The 15,621-nt window shown below is 69.9% G+C and carries 13 protein-coding genes and 1 pseudogene; 2 read left to right on the plus strand and 12 right to left on the minus strand.

The window, feature by feature from the left end:
* Nucleotides 1-38 precede the first annotated feature (38 nt).
* Entirely contained in the window at nucleotides 39-917 is an 879-nt protein-coding gene (locus AOJ26_RS15175) for an ABC transporter permease (RefSeq protein WP_053848803.1), read from the minus strand.
* Nucleotides 907-1,722: an ABC transporter ATP-binding protein gene (locus tag AOJ26_RS15180; protein ID WP_053848804.1), complete on the minus strand. Its 816-nt coding sequence runs from the start codon at nucleotides 1,720-1,722 to the stop codon at nucleotides 907-909. The genes AOJ26_RS15175 and AOJ26_RS15180 overlap by 11 nt, the downstream gene beginning before the upstream one ends.
* Before the next feature lie 161 nt (nucleotides 1,723-1,883).
* Between AOJ26_RS15180 and AOJ26_RS15185 the strand changes: the two genes are divergently transcribed.
* Nucleotides 1,884-2,576, plus strand: coding sequence for a response regulator (locus tag AOJ26_RS15185; RefSeq protein WP_053848805.1), 693 nt, complete (start codon nucleotides 1,884-1,886; stop codon nucleotides 2,574-2,576).
* Nucleotides 2,577-2,736: 160 nt separating this feature from the next.
* On the opposite strand, the gene AOJ26_RS15190 is transcribed toward AOJ26_RS15185, so the two are convergent.
* From AOJ26_RS15190 to AOJ26_RS15215, 6 genes are all read right to left on the minus strand, one after another.
* Nucleotides 2,737-4,329, minus strand: a complete 1,593-nt coding sequence (locus AOJ26_RS15190; RefSeq protein WP_053848806.1) for a cation acetate symporter — start codon at nucleotides 4,327-4,329, stop codon at nucleotides 2,737-2,739.
* Nucleotides 4,326-4,889: a DUF485 domain-containing protein gene (locus AOJ26_RS15195; protein WP_078959903.1), complete on the minus strand. Its 564-nt coding sequence runs from the start codon at nucleotides 4,887-4,889 to the stop codon at nucleotides 4,326-4,328. Before AOJ26_RS15195 ends, AOJ26_RS15190 begins: the two co-directional genes overlap by 4 nt.
* A gap of 60 nt (nucleotides 4,890-4,949) precedes the next feature.
* Nucleotides 4,950-5,642, minus strand: coding sequence for a response regulator transcription factor (locus AOJ26_RS15200; protein ID WP_053848808.1), 693 nt, complete (start codon nucleotides 5,640-5,642; stop codon nucleotides 4,950-4,952).
* Entirely contained in the window at nucleotides 5,639-6,790 is a 1,152-nt protein-coding gene (locus AOJ26_RS15205; protein ID WP_053848809.1) for a sensor histidine kinase, read from the minus strand. Before AOJ26_RS15205 ends, AOJ26_RS15200 begins: the two co-directional genes overlap by 4 nt.
* Nucleotides 6,787-7,311: a DUF1453 family protein gene (locus AOJ26_RS15210; RefSeq protein WP_053848810.1), complete on the minus strand. Its 525-nt coding sequence runs from the start codon at nucleotides 7,309-7,311 to the stop codon at nucleotides 6,787-6,789. Before AOJ26_RS15210 ends, AOJ26_RS15205 begins: the two co-directional genes overlap by 4 nt.
* Before the next feature lie 578 nt (nucleotides 7,312-7,889).
* Entirely contained in the window at nucleotides 7,890-10,013 is a 2,124-nt protein-coding gene (locus AOJ26_RS15215) for a DNA gyrase/topoisomerase IV subunit B (protein WP_053848811.1), read from the minus strand.
* A gap of 443 nt (nucleotides 10,014-10,456) precedes the next feature.
* Here AOJ26_RS15215 and AOJ26_RS15220 point away from each other — a divergent pair, with 443 nt between their 5' ends.
* Nucleotides 10,457-10,687, plus strand: a complete 231-nt coding sequence (locus AOJ26_RS15220) for a DUF7455 domain-containing protein (protein WP_053848812.1) — start codon at nucleotides 10,457-10,459, stop codon at nucleotides 10,685-10,687.
* A gap of 148 nt (nucleotides 10,688-10,835) precedes the next feature.
* On the opposite strand, the gene AOJ26_RS15225 is transcribed toward AOJ26_RS15220, so the two are convergent.
* The 4 genes and pseudogenes from AOJ26_RS15225 to AOJ26_RS15240 form a co-directional block, all read right to left on the minus strand.
* Nucleotides 10,836-11,699, minus strand: coding sequence for a serine protease (locus AOJ26_RS15225; RefSeq protein WP_053848813.1), 864 nt, complete (start codon nucleotides 11,697-11,699; stop codon nucleotides 10,836-10,838).
* Nucleotides 11,700-11,815: 116 nt separating this feature from the next.
* A complete protein-coding gene (locus tag AOJ26_RS15230) occupies nucleotides 11,816-13,354 on the minus strand; it encodes an RNA polymerase sigma factor (protein WP_053848815.1) in 1,539 nt (512 codons plus the stop codon).
* 426 nt (nucleotides 13,355-13,780) lie between these two features.
* On the minus strand, nucleotides 13,781-14,668 hold the full coding sequence (locus tag AOJ26_RS15235) for a FadR/GntR family transcriptional regulator (protein WP_078959904.1): 888 nt from the start codon (nucleotides 14,666-14,668) through the stop codon (nucleotides 13,781-13,783).
* 163 nt (nucleotides 14,669-14,831) lie between these two features.
* Nucleotides 14,832-15,621, minus strand: a pseudogene (locus AOJ26_RS15240) (ABC transporter ATP-binding protein); the annotation flags it as partial.

The following is a 15,621-nucleotide window of genomic DNA, read 5'->3' on the forward strand; positions in this document are numbered from 1 at the left end:
GGAGCTGGGAGGGCGCTGGGCGGGGCCTCGTGGACGGCTCAGTCGTCGGAACTCGTCGGCTTCCAGCGGAAGATGCGGCGCTCGGCGAAGGTGAGCAGCCCTTCGGCGAGGAGTGCGACGACGGCGAGGATGACCATCGCGGCGTACACACCGGCCGCGTTGAAGGTGCCCTGTGACTGGGCGACGAGCAGGCCGATGCCCTTGGTGGCGCCGATGTACTCGCCGACGATCGCGCCGATGAGGGCGAAGCCGAAGCTGACGTGCAGGCTGGTGAAGATCCACGAGGTCGCGGACGGGATGACGACCTGGAGCGTCACCCTCCGGTCGCTCGCGCCAAGGATGCGGGCGTTGGCGACCAGGTTGCGGTCGACCTCGCGAGCGCCCTGGAAGGCGTTGAAGAAGACCGGGAAGAAGACCAGGACGACGGCCGAGGCCACCTTGGAGGCCGGTCCGAGTCCGAACCAGATCACGAAGATGGGCGCGAGGACGATCCTCGGTATCGAGTTGAGCACCTTGATGTATGGACCAAGTACGTCCGCCAGCAAGGTGATCCGCCCCAGCGCGATACCGAACACCACACCCGCCACCACGCCGACGACCCAGCCCAGCAGCGCCTCGTACAGCGTGTACCAGATCTGTTCGCCCAACGAGCCGAGCGCGGTCCCGTGCGTCACCCAGGTCCAGATCTGGTCCCAGATCTTCGAGGGCATGGAGAAGTTGAAGGGATCGATGACCTCGGCCCGGGAGAGCACTTCCCACAGGCCCAGGACGGCCACCAGGAGCAGCACGCGGGACGCGCCGACGACGATCCGGCGCCTGCGGGCGGCACGCGCGCGTGAGTGCGCGCGGTCGGTCTTGCTGCCGGGGTCTGCCATGGTCGGCGCGACCTGGGCCTCGGGCATGACGTCAGGCGACATGGGCGGCACCCCTCTCGCGCGTGATGCGGACCTCTTCGCCGAGGGACTGCCAGATCTCGCGGTAGATCTCGATGAACCGCGGCTCCAGACGCACCGACTCGACCTTGCGCGGCCTCGGCAGGTCGATCTCGAAGACCTGCTTGACCGTGGCGGGGCCGGCCGTCATCACGACGACCTTGTCGGCCAGCGCGATGGACTCCTCCAGGTCGTGGGTGACGAAGACGACGGAGGCGCCCGTGCCCTCCCACAGTTCGAGGAGCTCGTCGGACATCAGGGCCCGGGTCTGCACGTCGAGCGCGGAGAACGGCTCATCCATGAGCAGGATCTCGGGGTCGTTGACGAAGGTCGCGGCGAGCGCGACCCGCTTGCGCTGGCCTCCGGAGAGCTGATGGGGATAGCGGTCCTCGAAGGCCGCGAGCCCGACCCGGGCCAGCCATTCCCGCGCCTTCTGCCTGGCCTCCGCCTTCGGCACCCCGCGGAAGCGCGGGCCGGCCATGACGTTGGACAGGACCGTGCGCCAGGGGAAGGTGGCGTCCTGCTGGAAAACGAAACCGACCTTGTCACCGACTCCGCGGACCGGCTCACCGACGACCAGGACCTCCCCCTCGGAGGGCTCCTCCAGCCCGCTGACCAGCGTCAACGTCGTCGACTTGCCACAGCCCGTGGGCCCGACGACCGCCACGAACTCCCCACGCCCCACCGTGAGATCGAGTCCCCTGACGGCCGTGTGCAGACCCCCCGACGGGGTCCGGAATGTCTTGCTCGCGCCCCGCAGTTCGATGGCGGGGCTGGTGTCTGCGCTCATGGCCGGGGACGGTAGATGTGGCCTGTGCCACGGCATCAGTCTTCTGGGCACATGCCGTTCTTTTGCCTGCAACAGCCTGTTGTGCTCGTTTTGCGCGCGCTACAACAGCGGAGCCGAAACACGGGCGTGACGCCCGCCAGGCCTTGAGGGAAAGAGGCCCGATGATTGACGTCCTGGTCGTGGACGACGACTTCCGCGTCGCCGAGATCAACGCGAAGTACGTGGGAAAGGTTCCCGGTTTCCGGGTGGCCGCCCGCGCCCACAACGCCGCCCAGGCACTGGCCAGCGTGCAGCGCGGGACCATCGACCTGGTTCTGCTGGACCATTACCTGCCCGACCAGACGGGTCTCGAACTCGTCCACCGCATGCGGGAACAGGGCCACGGCACCGACGTCATCATGATCACGGCGGCCGGGGACGTCACGACCGTCCAGACCGCGATGCGCCTGGGTGCCCTCCACTACCTGGTCAAGCCCTTCACCTTCGCGGCCCTGCGCACCCGCCTGGACTCCTATGCCGCTCTGCGCCGCACTGTCGACCGGGTGGGCGGCCACGGCATCGCCGGTCAGGAACAGGTCGACCGGATCTTCGGCGCCCTGCGCACCACCCCGGCTCCGGCCTCCCCGGGCCTGCCCAGCGGCCACTCGGAGCCGACGACGGACCTCATCTGCCGCGTCCTGCACCACGCCGGCCAGCCACTGTCCGCCCACGAGGTCGCCGTCGAGACCGGCCTGAGCCGCTCCACCGCCCAGCGCTACCTCCGCCACCTCGAACAGGCCGGCCGCCTCCGCCTCTCCCTCAGATACGGCGACACGGGACGCCCCGAGCACCGGTACGCATGGGTGACGCCATAGCCGTACACCGCGGGCGGATGTCCTGACGGCACCACGGGTCCGACGCCGAAGGTCCGGTATTACGGGTCCGCCGCCGACGGTCCGGTACTACGGCGCTCACGTACGACGAAAGCGGTTGCCCTAGTGCCCTACGACGAGGGCGCTGTCCGGTCGCGCCGCCCTACACGGCTCCCGCCCCGGTGAGTGACCGCACCTCCGTCTCCGCGTGCTTGGCCTCGTCGGCGATCTCCGCCGAGGTGACCGTGCCGAGCCAGCCCGCGACGAAGCCCAGCGGGATGGAGACGAGACCGGGGTTCTGCAGCGGGAAGTACTGGAAGTCGACGCCCGGGAAGAGGGACTCGGGGCTGCCGGACACCACGGGTGACAGCAGCACCAGGGCCATCGCCGGGATCAGTCCGCCGTAGACGGACCAGACGGCCCCCCGGGTGGTGAACCCGCGCCAGAACAGCGAGTACAGCAGCACGGGCAGGTTCGCGGAAGCGGCGACGGCGAAGGCGAGGCCCACCAGGAAGGCGACGTTGAGGTCGCGGGCCAGCAGGCCGAGGGCGATCGCGATCACTCCGATCCCCACGGCGGCGGTCCTGGCCACGGCGACCTCGCTGCGGGGCTTGGCCCTTCGGCGCCGTAGCGAGGCGTACAGGTCGTGCGCGACGGAGGCGGACGAGGCGAGAGTGATCCCGGCGACGACGGCGAGGATCGTCGCGAAGGCGACGGCGGCGACGATCGCGAACAGAACCGTTCCTCCCGTGGAGTCGGCGCCGCCGCCCAGGTCGAGGGCCAGGAGGGGGACCGCGGTGTTGCCCGCGGCGTTCGATCCTCGGACCGTCTCGGGTCCCACGATCGCCGCGGCACCGAACCCGAGGACGATCGTCATCAGGTAGAAGCCGCCGATGAGCCCGATCGACCACACCACCGAACGCCGTGCGGCGCGTGCCGTGGGCACGGTGTAGAAACGGGACAGGATGTGCGGCAGCCCCGCCGTGCCGAGCACGAGCGCGAGCCCCAGGCTGATGAAGTCGAGGCGGGCGGTCCAGTCACCGCCGTACTTCAGCCCAGGTGCCAGGAACGACCGGCCGTGGCCGCTGCGCTCCGCCGCCGTGAGCAGCAACTGGTCGATGTCACCGTGGAAGCGCACCAACACGAGCACCGTCAACGCGACCGTCCCACCGAGCAGCAGGACCGCCTTGACGATCTGGATCCAGGTCGTCGCCCGCATCCCGCCCAGGGACACGTAGATCACCATGAGGGCTCCGACGGCGATGACCGTCCAGGACTGGGCCGCCTCGCTGGTGCCTCCGAGCAGCAGCGCGACCAGGCTGCCCGCGCCCACCATCTGGGCCACCAGGTAGAGAACGGACACGGTGACCGAGGAAGTTCCCGCCGCGATCCGCACCGGACGCTCGCTCATCCGCGCGGCGACCACGTCGGCGAGCGTGAACCGCCCGCAGTTGCGCACCAGTTCGGCGACGAGGAACAGCACCACCAGCCAGGCCACGAGGAAGCCCACCGAGTAGAGCATCCCGTCGTACCCGAAGAGCGCGATGAGTCCGGAGATGCCCAGGAAGGACGCGGCCGACATGTAGTCGCCCGCGATGGCAAAACCATTCTCCATCGGCGAGAACAAACGCCCGCCCGCATAGAACTCCTCCGCCGAACCGTGCCGGTGGCGGCTCACCCATGTCGTGATCCCCAGCGTGACCGCGACGAACGCGCTGAACAGCAGCAGCGCCAGAGTCTGGTGGTCCCCGGTCACGACGACGCACCGCCCCGGGCCGTGCGCGTCAGTTCCTGGGTGTCCCACCGCAGTTCGAGGGCGGCCCGGTCCCGGCGCAGCCTCGCGTGCCGGGCGTAGGCCCAGGTCAGCAGGAAGGTGGTGAGGAACTGCCCGAGTCCCGCGAGCATCGCCACGTTCACCGCGCCGGCCACCGGCCGTGCCATCAGTCCCGGTGCGCTCGTCGCCGTCACGACGTACGCCACGTACCAGGCGAAGAACCCGATGCCCGCCGGCACCACGAACCTCCGGTACCTGCTGCGCACCTCCTGGAAGGCCGCGCTGCGCTGCACCTCGAGGTAGACGTCGGCCGCCGCGGCCGCCCGCTCCTCGCGCGCCTCACGTGCCGTCGGGACCGGGACCACGGAGGTGCCGTCCCCGGCCGTCTCGCCCCAGCCGGAGGCGAGTTCGTCGTACCAGGGGTCGTCGTACCGGACCCCGGCGGACGCGTCGGCGCGGGTCACGTCGTGACCGTCGTGGTTCTCGGCCGGACTCTCGGCATCACCCCCGCTTCCGCGGGGACGAGCGTTGCTTGACTGCATGCCCAAGGATGGACAGAACGGGAAGATCCCCGACTCTTCTTCCCAGCGCTCTTCACCCCATCAGGTGATTCCTCCCGTCGGTGGCCTTACAAGCCCGTTCGCATAGGCGTAACGCACCGCCTGCGCACGGTCCTTGATGCCCGTCTTGGCGAAGAGGTTGTTGATGTGGGTCTTCACCGTGGCGGTGGAGACATGCAGCTCGCGGGCGATCTCCTGATTGGTCAGCCCTTCGGCGATCAGCGCCAGCACCTCGACCTCCCGGGCGGTGAGCCCGTCGGGCGCCTCCGCAGGGACCGGCTGCGGGGGCTCGGGGTCCGACAGCCGCTCCAGCAGCCGTCGTTGGACGCTCGGAGACAGCCCGGCGTCCCCGGAGAGCACGCTCTGCACCGCCCGCACGATCTCCTCGCCTCCCGCGTCCTTGGTGAGATATCCGCGGGCCCCCGCCTTGAGCGCGGGGAACAGCGACTCGTCGTCCCCGAACGTCGTCAGCACCACGACCTGCGTCCCCGGATACTCGGTCCGGATCCTCCGGGTCGCCTCCACTCCGTCGCAGCGGGGCATGCGCAGGTCCATCAGCACCACGTCCGGGGCGAGTTCGGCGACGAGCCCCACCGCCTCCTCGCCGTCCCCGGCAGCGCCCACGACCTCGATACCGGGCAGCAGTCCGAGCAACATCACGATGCCTTCTCGCACCACGGTCTGGTCGTCCGCGACCACCACCCGCGCGGGCTTCGCCTCCGCCCCCACCGTCACACCGGCACCTTCAACGTCACCACGAACCCTTCGTCGTCCGGCCCGGCGTCCAGCGAACCGCCCAGCAGTTCGGCACGCTCCCGCATGCCCAGCAGACCGTACCCCCCGCCGCTGGTGGTGAGTTCGCCCGCCGAACCTCCCGAGTCCCGCACGACGAGCGTCACCTGCTCCTCGCCGTACTCCAGCCGCATCCGGACCTTGGCCCCCGGCGCATGCTTGCGGACATTGGTCAGGGCCTCCTGCGCGACCCTGCGCACGGCCTGCGACGCCTCTACGGGCAGCGGTCTGCGCTCACCCGAAATGGTGGCCTCGGCTCCGTCGGCCGTCCCGACGAGCCGGCTCAGGAACTCCTCCAGCGGGGTCATGTCCCCCCGCAGAGCCGAGAGCGCCTGCCGGGTCTCCGCGAGACCGTCCCGGGCCATGCCCCGGGCGGCCACCACCCTTTCGAGTATCTGGTCCCGGTCCGCGCCGCCCTCGATCAGCAACCGGGCCGCCTCCAGGTGGACGAGCTGGGCCGAGAGACTGTGGGCCAGCACATCGTGGATCTCCCGGGCGATCCGGGCCCGCTCCGCCAGTGCCGCCGACTCCGCCTCGGCCGCCCGCGCGGCCCGCTCCTGGTTGAGCAGCCGCTGGGCGTTGCCGCGGGCCTCCGCGTCCAGCCGCAGGACGTAGCCGGCCAGGGCGAGTCCCGCGGTCGTGGCCAGGGTGGTCAGCCACACGTCGTCGTTGACGGCGGCGTAGAGGGCGAGGGCGACCACGGTCACGGGCAGGGCGGCGGCGATGGGCAGCCGTTCCAGAGCGGTGATGGCGCAGCCGCACCAGACGACGAGGGCGACGGCCCTGAAGTCGGCGGCCTGGGCGGCGACCGCGATCGCCAGGAGGACGCCGTAGAGCGCCAGTGAGGGCCAGAGCCGGTGCGCCAGAGTGGTGCGGAACAGCGCCCAGGCGACGGCGGCGCAGAGGAGGATTCCCGCCACCGCTCCGAGCACGCCCCAGCCCCGCACATGGCTGCTGTGGAACGCGCCCCAGAGAAGCACGGCGAGCACGAGCGACCTCGTGATCCAGCCGAGCAGGCGCCGAGGACGCGTGGTCGCCTCACGCGCGAGCGCTTCCCGGGAGGGCCAGCGGGTCCAGGCATTGGCCGTCACACACGTTCCTTCCCCGTGGACCGGACCTTGGGCTCACCGTACGCCGGAGCGGGTGCGGGGGCGGGGCGCAGGGAGTGCGCTCGCCGGACGAGGGTCCCGGAACGCACGAGCAGGGTGGCCGCCAGGGCGAGCAGCAACGCGGAGGAGTCCTGGTGGACACCGATGGCCGCGCCGAGCGCGAAGAGACCGACGCGCAGTGCGATGCCGACGGCCCACACGGCTCCGCTGGCCTTGGTGCTCCTGCTCCACACCGCGCCGTCCGGCTCCGTCCATATCCGGCTCGTCCACGCCCAGCCGGCCCCTATGGCGAGGCCGGTGAGCAGCTCGGCAACGAGCAGGGTGACCGATGCCGTGCGGTGATGGGCGTCCACGAGCCCCGGCTCGCGCAGGGCCACGACGGCCAGGACGGCGGGGAGCAGCCACCAGCGCCGGTCGGTGTCGATCCGGCTCGCCCGGAACTGCCGGGCGATCACCACGATTACCGCGATCACGATCAGCAACGCGTCGACGAGCCCGGACATCACAGCCTCCGTGAGCGAGGAAGGGTCTGCCGGCAGCGGACGCCGCCGACACCTTCGAAGCTACGGAGATCCGCAGGTCGGGAGATCGGAGCCGAGGTGGATCACGGGTGGATTCTCAGGCGGGCGGACACTCCACCCACGGGTGGAGAACGCCGCGGTCAAGCCTGCCGGGGTGCGAGGCCGGGTGCCGATCGCCACTGTCCGGCAGGGCTTGACCGCCGTCGGCCGTGTGCATGACTGCTGCTGGGCCACCACGCATGCTCCGCTGTCGGCCATCGCGCATGACCACCGTCGGCTGCCCGCTGCTCGCTGCTCCCTGCCGTGCACGACCGTTGCCGACCGCCCACGAGTGCTGCCGCCAACAGACGACCGCTGTGGGTGGGCCAGAGGCAGACGGCGCGACCCACCCTCGGCCGACCACGAAGGCCTCAGGGCAGGCTGTGCGACCGCGGAGCACAGACTCCTCCGACGGGATGCCGGAAGCCGGCCGGAGAACCACCCCGGCCCGAAGCCAGGGCAAGCGAACGGCCCCGACGTGAAGCCGGGGCCTGTCGGAGAGCCGACCCCGGCCCAGCCCCCTACGCGTCGATACGCGACCGGTCGAGCGTCGCCGCCGAGCCCGAGATGAACTCCTTCCGGGGCGCCACGTCGTTGCCCATCAACAGGTCGAAGACCTGCTCGGCGGCCTCCAGATCGGCGAGGTTGATCCGCCGCAGAGTCCGGTGCCGCGGGTCCATCGTCGTCTCCGCCAACTGGTCCGCGTCCATCTCGCCGAGACCCTTGTACCGCTGGATGGAGTCCTTGTAGCGGACCCCCTTGCTCTGGAACTCCAGCAGCTTCTCGCGCAGCTCACGGTCCGAGTACGTGTAGACGTACTTGTCCTGCCCCTTCTTCGGCTGGACGAGCTCGATGCGGTGCAGCGGCGGCACCGCCGCGAACACCCGGCCCGCCTCGACCATGGGCCGCATGTAGCGCTGGAACAGGGTCAGCAGCAGGCACCGGATGTGAGAGCCGTCCACGTCGGCGTCGGTCATCATGATGATCTTGCCGTACCGGGCCGCGTCGATGTCGAAGGTCCGGCCGGACCCCGCTCCTATGACCTGGATGATCGCACCGCACTCGACGTTCTTGAGCATGTCGGTGACGGACGACTTCTGGACATTGAGGATCTTGCCGCGGATGGGCAGCAGCGCCTGGAACTCGGAGTTCCGGGCGAGCTTGGCGGTACCGAGCGCGGAGTCGCCCTCGACGATGAACAGTTCGCTGCGGTCGACGTCGTCGCTGCGGCAGTCGGCGAGCTTGGCGGGCAGCGAGGAGGACTCCAGAGCCGTCTTGCGGCGCTGCGCGTCCTTGTGCTGCCGGGCCGCGATACGCGTGCGTGCGGCGGCGACCGCCTTCTCCATGACGACCCGGGCCTGGGCCGCGGCGTCCCGCTTCGTGGACGTCAGGAACGCCTTGAGCTCCTTGGAGATCACGGTGTTCACGATGCGCCGGGCCGCCGAGGTGCCGAGCACCTCCTTGGTCTGGCCCTCGAACTGGGGCTCGGCGAGGCGCACGGTGACGACCGCGGTCAGGCCCTCCAGGGCGTCGTCCTTGACGATGTCGTCCTCGGCGACGCGCAGCAGCTTCTTGGCGCGCAGCACCTCGTTCATCGTCTTGGTGACGGCCTGCTCGAAGCCGGCGACATGGGTGCCGCCCTTGGGTGTGGCGATGATGTTGACGAACGACCGCAGGGTCGTGTCGTAGCCGGTGCCCCAGCGCATCGCGACGTCCACGCCGAGTTCGCGGGTGACCTCGGTGGGCGTCATCTGGCCGTGGTCGTCGAGGACCGGGACGGTCTCCTTGAAGGTGCCCTGGCCGGAGAAGCGGAGGACGTCGTTGACCGGCTTGTCGGTGGCCAGGTACTCGCAGAACTCGCTGATGCCGCCGTCGAAGCGGAACGACTCCTCGCCCTTGCTGCCGCCTTCGCCCAGGCCGTACTCGTCACGGACGACGATGGTCAGGCCGGGCACCAGGAACGCGGTCTGGCGGGCCCGCTGGTGGAGGTTCTCCAGGGACAGCTTGGCGTCCTTGAGGAAGATCTGCCGGTCGGCCCAGTAGCGCACGCGCGTGCCGGTCCGGGTCTTGGGGATCTTCTTGGCCTTGCGCAGGCCGCTCGTGGCCTCGAACTTGGCGTCGGGGCCGTTCCCCGCGAATGCACCCGGCACACCGCGCCGGAAGCTGATCGCGTGGGTGTTGCCGGCACGGTCCACCTCGACGTCCAGCCGCGCGGACAGGGCGTTCACCACGGAGGCGCCCACGCCGTGCAGACCGCCGGAGGCCGCGTACGAGCCGCCGCCGAACTTGCCGCCGGCGTGCAGCTTGGTCATGACGACCTCGACGCCGGAAAGGCCCGTCTTGGGCTCGACGTCGACCGGGATGCCCCGGCCGTTGTCCCGGACCTCGACGGAGGCGTCGTCGTGGAGGATCACCTCGATGTGGTCGCAGTACCCGCCCAGGGCCTCGTCGACGGAGTTGTCGATGATCTCCCACAGGCAGTGCATCAGGCCACGGCTGTCGGTCGATCCGATGTACATACCCGGGCGCTTGCGTACGGCCTCGAGCCCCTCGAGGACGAGCAGGTGCCGCGCGGTGTAGTTGGAACCGTCCCGGTCTGCTCCTGCCAGCAGAGCTGTGGACGGCACGGACGTCTCGGCGGTCACGCGGTTCGCTCCTCGCTGAATTTCAGGTGGGGCCCTTATGGGTAAGGGCGCGGCTTCGGTAGCCGCCATGAGGGTACCGAGGCCTGGTAGAGCCGTTGTAACGCCACCCTCGTGCGGAAACACAGAGTAGTCCAGGGTCGCATACCTGTTCGATCCCTCGATGGGGTGAAGTACATATCACGTTCCCTTGGGGGCATGAACCATTTAGGCTCCGGGCACGTCCTCATGAACAACCGGCAAGCCAGCCGGGAGGACCGACCCCTGACCGACAGCGCGAAACCGTAAGACACACAGACACGCAATACGGCACATTCGCCGCCAAACCGGCAGCAGCCAGCCGTCCGGAAAATTTCTCTCTGGGAGAAGCCTCGAGCGGGAACGTTTTGGGGCTGGTTGGATGTTGACCCTGGTACGACAGCTCGTCGAGCTAGAGAAGAGGCGACGTGACTACTGTTCTGACCCCCGCGAGCCCGCTGACGGCCGCTGACCGCTGCGACCGCTGCGGCGCCCAGGCGTACGTGCGCGTCGTCCTGCTCAGCGGCGGAGAGCTGCTCTTCTGCGCCCACCACGGTCGCAAGTTCGAGCCGGAACTCAAGAAGATCGCCGCTGAGATACAGGACGAGACGGAGCGGCTCACGGCCGTTCCCGCATCCGCCTCAGAAGAAGAGCGCTGACACTTCGCGTCCACGACGAGCCAGCTCCGGCACAGGCCGGCACAAGGGCGGCTGCCCCTGATCCAGGGGCAGCCGCCCTTGCTCATCGCTCTACGAGGGCGCACGGCGCCTCATGGCTGCGCAAGGCGCCCGAACCCGCCGGTCGCTGTCACGCGCTCTCCCGGCTCCCCTCGGCCGCATTGCGACCGTCCCCGCCCAGTGTTCGCACGACCTCGGACACACGGGCATAGACACCGGGCCGACCCGCCCGCCCGCATCCGCTCCCCCACGACACCAGCCCGATCAGTTTGCCCCGGGCGACCAGTGGCCCGCCGCTGTCGCCCTGGCAGGCGTCACGGCCACCCCGGTCCTCTCCGGCGCACAGCATGCTGTCGGCGCGGAAGGTGCCGTCGGCGCCTCCCGGATAGGCCGCCTCGCAGCCCGCGTCGGCCAGCACGTGCACGCGTGCGGCCCGCAGACTGCGCGCGTAGTCGCCGCCGCCCGTGCTGTCACCCCAGCCGTACACCGTGGCCTCGGTGCCGGGCTCGTACGCGGCATCGCCCGCGGCCGCCATGGCGATGACCGCGCTCTGCGGCAGCGGCTCAGCGAGGGTGATGACGGCGAAGTCCCCGGCGTTGCTCTGCGGGTCGTAGCCGGGATTCACCCAGGCCTGACGTATGGCGATCTCCTTGCCCTGGGTGGAGAGCAGATCCGTACGGCCCGCGATGACACGGAAGTCCCCCACCTGCTCGGGCGGGGCCCCGAGGACGTCCTCGCCCATGCAGTGGGCCGCGGTGAGCACCGTGGTGGGGTCGACGGCGACTCCGCCGCAGAACTGCCCGGCGCGCGTACCTCCGAACCGGTCACGGCTGGACAGGGCCACCGTCCAGGGCGCCTTGGAGACGTCGACCGGGAATCCCCCGACGACGATGCTGTCGGCGGCCACGGGGGCGGCCGACGCCAGCGGTATGGCCGCTGCCAGGGCCGCCAGAACCAGCGGCCGGGCCAGCGCCCGGGCAATGGGGTGACGCATGCATGCTCCTCACTCCGGGTGGTGATCGGAAACCCAGAGTCATGCAGGGCGCCTGCGCGCGCAGCACGAAGGCCCGGCCCCGAAGAGGGGAACCGGGCCTTCCGTACGACTACGGCCTAGTCGAGGTAGTCGCGCAGCACCTGCGAACGCGACGGGTGACGCAGCTTCGACATGGTCTTCGACTCGATCTGGCGGATGCGCTCACGCGTGACGCCGTAGACCTTGCCGATCTCGTCGAGGGTCTTCGGCTGACCGTCGGTGAGACCGAAACGCATCGAGACGACGCCCGCCTCACGCTCCGACAGGGTGTCGAGGACCGAGTGCAGCTGCTCCTGGAGGAGCGTGAAGCTGACCGCGTCGGCCGGGACGACGGCCTCGGAGTCCTCGATGAGGTCACCGAACTCGCTGTCGCCGTCCTCGCCCAGCGGGGTGTGCAGCGAGATGGGCTCACGGCCGTACTTCTGGACCTCGATGACCTTCTCCGGGGTCATGTCGAGTTCCTTGGCCAGCTCCTCCGGGGTGGGCTCGCGGCCCAGGTCCTGGAGCATCTGGCGCTGCACACGCGCGAGCTTGTTGATGACCTCGACCATGTGCACCGGGATACGGATGGTGCGGGCCTGGTCGGCCATGGCGCGGGTGATCGCCTGACGGATCCACCAGGTGGCGTACGTGGAGAACTTGTAGCCCTTGGTGTAGTCGAACTTCTCGACCGCGCGGATCAGACCGAGGTTGCCCTCCTGGATGAGGTCCAGGAAGAGCATGCCGCGGCCGGTGTAGCGCTTGGCCAGGGAGACCACCAGACGGAGGTTGGCCTCCAGGAGGTGGTTCTTGGCGCGACGGCCGTCCTCGGCGATGATCTCCAGCTCGCGCTTGAGCTTGGGGGCGAGCTTGTCGGCGTTGGCGAGCTTGTCCTCGGCGAACAGACCGGCCTCGATGCGCTTGGCGAGTTCGACCTCCTGCTCGGCGTTGAGCAGCGGGACCTTGCCGATCTGCTTGAGGTAGTCCTTGACCGGGTCCGCGGTGGCACCGGCCACGGCGACCTGCTGGGCCGGCGCGTCGTCCTCGTCGTCGTCGGAGAGGACGAAGCCCTTGTTCTCGGCCCCCTCCTCTTCCTCTTCGCCGGGCTTGATCTCTTCGAGGACCTCTTCCTCGATGGCCTCGGCGTCGTCCTTCTTGGCGGTCGTCTTCTTGGCCGCCGCCGTCTTCTTGGTGGCTACGGTCTTCTTCGCGGCCGCCTTCTTGGTGGCCACGGCCTTCTTCGCGGCGGGCTTCGCGGGCGCCTCACCCTCGACTGCGGGCTCAGCGGCGGGAGCCGCCGGGGTGGCGGTGGCGGTGGCCTTCTTCGTGGTCACCGTCTTGGCCGCGACCGTCTTGGTGGCGGTGCGCTTGGCCGGACTCTTCGCTGCGACGCTCTTTCGGGTGCGCTTGGGCTCCGCGGCACTGACCATCAGCGTCACACCCTCTTCCTCGAGGATCTGGTTGAGGCTGCGCAGTACGTTCTTCCACTGAGTGGCCGGGATCTGGTCAGCTTCGAAGGCCCGACGCACGTCATCGCCGGCGATCTGCCCCTCGGCCTTTCCCCGCTCAATGAGAGCCATGACAGAGACGGACTCGGCGATCTCCGGCGGGAGCGTACGGGATGTGCTGGCCGACACGAACAACCTCTCGGAACGTTGGAAACGGCTTCCGGCCCCGTCCACAGCGGACAGGAGCCGACCACCGGCCTGGGAGTGGCCGACGGCGCGGGCGGGGGGCCGGGAGGAGGCACAGCGCCTGAAACGGCGTCCGTATTCCCTCCGCGGCTGTCACCTCTTAGGTCATCGCGCTGTTCCCGCGAGCGTTACGCCCAATCTGCGTGGCCCGAGTCACACCCCGTAAGCGAACAAAAACGGTCAGACATGGGCAGACGAGGTCACCCGCCCGTCCGGACCAGCAGAGCGCCGGGAACCGTCACCGCACCGCACCGTCGGACCCCGCAGGATCGCTGGGGATCCTGCGGGGTCCGACGGGGACGGTTCGGCGGCCGAACGATGCCGCAGGAGGGGAAGGGCATCCTCGACCGCACCGCCCGCGGTGCGCGGTCAGTGCTCGCGCGGCGCCGGCACCACACGCTCCACCTCGGGATGAACGGTGAGCAGCTGCCGCATGGCCGCCTCCGCCGCCGCGGCGTCACCGGTGGCGAGGGCGTCGACGATCCGGCCGTGGTGCGCCAAGGACGACTCGTTAGGCCGGTCACAGCCGGTGACCGGGCCGCCGGAGACCTGGAGGGCGGCCGAGACGATCCCGGAGAGGTGCTCCAGCATGCGGTTGCCCGCGAGCTGGATGAGCAGGGAGTGGAACTCGGCGTCTGCACGGGAGAAGGTGAGGGCGTCACCCTGGCTCATGGCGTGCCCCATGATCTCGACCATGTCACCGAGACGCTGCTGGACGTCCTCCCTGCCGTGCCCCGCGGCCAGGCGTGCGGCGAGCGGCTCGATCGTCCAGCGCAGCTCGCTCAGCTCGCGGCGCTGGTCGTCACGCTGCGGCCCGAAAGCCCGCCATTCGATGATGTCCGGGTCCAGGAGGTTCCAGTCGCTGACGGGCCGCACGCGCGTGCCGACGTTCGGGCGGGCACTGACCAGGCCCTTGGCCTCCAGAACGCGGAGCGACTCGCGGACGACGGTGCGGGAGACCTCGAAGCGCTGGCCGATCTCCTCGGGGACCAGCGGCCGGTCGGCTCCCAGGTCACCGGAGACGATCATCTGGCCGAGCTGCTGGACGAGTTGGCCGTGCAGTCCGCGCCCGCGGCTGCCCGCGGCCCGTCGGCCCACGCGGCCAAGCTCCGGGTCCGAGCCGTCCCAGACGGGGGCTCCGACGCGGCCTGCGGCCGGGGCCTCGGCGTAGGGGTAGCGGTCGAGATCGCCCGGGCCGGCCAGACCAGAGTCGGCGGAGCGGGCGGCGGTCATCATGGTGTGCGCAAGGGTACTCACGGATCCTTTGTCGGCGCCGCCCCCAACTCCCTTGAGGTCTTTGGTGAAAAGCACACGAAAGGGTGATCGCTCACCCCGTCGCAATTGACGCCTTATCGGAAAGAAATGCGCTTTCGTCGCGAAGTTGTGCGCAGGTTCGGGATCGGAAGCGCACGGACGGTCGTCATCGGACCCTGCTCCGCAGGGTGGTGAGCAGATATGCGCACAGCAGGGCGGTCAGGGACAACGTCAGTGCTCCGCCCACGGGTTGGGCGATCACCCGCACCACCCCGGTGAGATAACGCTCTCCACCGAAGGGCCACTGCAGAAGGAAGACCTCGCGCAGCCGCGCGGGAAGCCCCGCCGCCACTCGCACCGACGCCCCTTCCAACGCCTTGCGTACCAGGGGTACGACGAGAACGGGCACGGCGACCACCGCGGCGAGCCCCGCCGTCGTGGACCGGAAGAGGCCGGCGGCCAGGACGCCGGCCCAGGCGCATCCGACGACGAGCCCGGACCAACTCGCGCTCAGTGACAACCAGTCCGCGGGAACTTCCGTGAGTTCCCGTCCGTAGACGAGGTAGAGCACTTCGGCGTCGCAGCCCACCGTGAGGAAGGCCAGCCCCAGCGCGGTGACGGCGGCGACCACGAGTTTCGCGGTGAGCAGTCCCAGCCGGCGGGGGACGGTGCCGCGGTCCGCGGCCAGGGCGGGGTGGCGGAACTCGTCGCCGAACGCGAGCGCGCCCAGCAGCCCGGCCCCGAGTGCGGCCGGGGGCAGGGGCAGCTCCCTCGGCCACGCGGCCAGCAGCCGCGCCTGCGGGGTGTGACCGACTCGCGCCAGGAGTACGGCGGTGAGGGCGGACGTGACGAGTACCGCCGCGCCGGTGAGGAATCCGGTGCTGATCCCCGTCGCCCGGCGGAGTTCGTACCGCAGGGGGCGCAAGGGGCTGGGAGCGGACCGGACGGAGATGGGG

It is taken from the genome of Streptomyces sp. NRRL B-24085 (assembly GCF_001282115.1).
Lineage (GTDB): Bacteria > Actinomycetota > Actinomycetes > Streptomycetales > Streptomycetaceae > Streptomyces.

What these genes read in the sequence shown, in the direction of transcription:
- AOJ26_RS15210 (WP_053848810.1), bottom strand. Translation starts at nt 7,311, where the DNA reads ATGTCCGGGCTCGTCGACGCGTTGCTGATCGTGATCGCGGTAATCGTG.
- AOJ26_RS15180 (WP_053848804.1), bottom strand. Translation starts at nt 1,722, where the DNA reads ATGAGCGCAGACACCAGCCCCGCCATCGAACTGCGGGGCGCGAGCAAG.
- AOJ26_RS15185 (WP_053848805.1), top strand. Translation starts at nt 1,884, where the DNA reads ATGATTGACGTCCTGGTCGTGGACGACGACTTCCGCGTCGCCGAGATC.
- AOJ26_RS15225 (WP_053848813.1), bottom strand. Translation starts at nt 11,699, where the DNA reads ATGCGTCACCCCATTGCCCGGGCGCTGGCCCGGCCGCTGGTTCTGGCG.
- AOJ26_RS15195 (WP_078959903.1), bottom strand. Translation starts at nt 4,889, where the DNA reads ATGCAGTCAAGCAACGCTCGTCCCCGCGGAAGCGGGGGTGATGCCGAG.
- AOJ26_RS15175 (WP_053848803.1), bottom strand. Translation starts at nt 917, where the DNA reads ATGTCGCCTGACGTCATGCCCGAGGCCCAGGTCGCGCCGACCATGGCA.